The sequence below is a fragment of the Exiguobacterium sp. SH5S13 genome, assembly GCF_004337085.1.
Classification (GTDB): Bacteria; Bacillota; Bacilli; order Exiguobacteriales; family Exiguobacteriaceae; genus Exiguobacterium; species Exiguobacterium aurantiacum_A.
In genome coordinates this window covers 1-1,108 of record NZ_SJUS01000064.1, presented here as the reverse complement: position 1 = coordinate 1,108, position 1,108 = coordinate 1, and the positions used below count along the sequence as shown (strand labels likewise).

Here is a 1,108-nt window from a genome sequence, read left to right as displayed (position 1 = left end):
GTCCCAATCGGGACACTATATCGGGCACCGGCGTATCGGATGGTATTGTCCTTATGGACGGTTCTTGATACACTTGATACAAGGTTCGTTTCGAAAGAGACGGGTGAAGAGATCTTGTCCAGGTGCTGCTTTTCCAGGCTGTGCACTTCGCAAGGTCTCTTTTTTGTCGTCTCATGCCGTTTATGATTGGCTGTCCGGTCGAGCCATTCGATAGTCCGCTTGTTCCAGTCGGCGAGGTCGTGATAGCGACGGCCCGGAACGAAGTTGCCTTTCACATACTGGACGACCCGTTCGACTTTCCCTTTGGATTGCGGGTCTCGGGCACGGCACAGATGGACGTCGAATCCACGGAACGACACGTAGGACTGGAAGCCCTCCGTCAACAGGAGGTCACCGGCGTTCTCGCTGACCGCGATGAGCGCATCCTGGTCGTAGACCATCTCTGTCGTCATCCCGCCGAAGAAACGGAACGCGTTCTCGTGACAGCGCACCATGTCTTTGACCGTGAACGGCCGGTCGAGCCATTCTACATACTTATAACGTGAGTGCGAGAGGACGAAGGAAATGAAACGACCGATCGATTCGCTCCCGTCCTCATGTCCCAGACGGGCCATCCCAAAGTCTACCTGTGTCTGTCTGCCTGGCGGAAGTTCGGGAATCGCGACGAACTGCCGTTCTTTCACGACTTTCCGGATTCCATGGTCGCGTCGCAGGTCACGGACATACAACCTGACTGTGCTCTCTCCGACCAGCAGTTCTGGATAGCGCTCCTTGAGCCAATCCTCGATCTGCGACGCCTTCAATGTCGGATATTCTTGCAGCCACTTCAAAATCTCTTCCCGATAGGGATCCAGTTTTCGTGTACGTCTCGCTTTCTGACGTTCCCACGTCTGGAATGTTTCTTGGTCCATCGACAGATAGTTGTAGACCCTGTTCCGACTGACGTTCAATGTTTCTGCAATCTGCGAGATGTTGAACCCTCTAGCTCTCATCTCATGTACGCTTCCGTGAATCATCCACTTGTCCACTCCTTGTGTCCTCCCCTGACGCTGTTTCTGAGAACAGTGTAGCGAAGAATTGATTGTTGTGGAAAGTGTTGCGTCGTAGT

Annotated in this window: 1 protein-coding gene; it reads right to left on the bottom strand. The window is 53.4% G+C overall.

The genetic code is table 11. From position 1 onward, the window contains the following. Positions 1-1,028: IS21 family transposase (gene istA, locus EVJ30_RS15000; RefSeq protein WP_131469574.1), on the bottom strand; the 1,028-nt coding region annotated here is incomplete at its 3' end. Positions 1,029-1,108 lie beyond the last annotated feature (80 nt).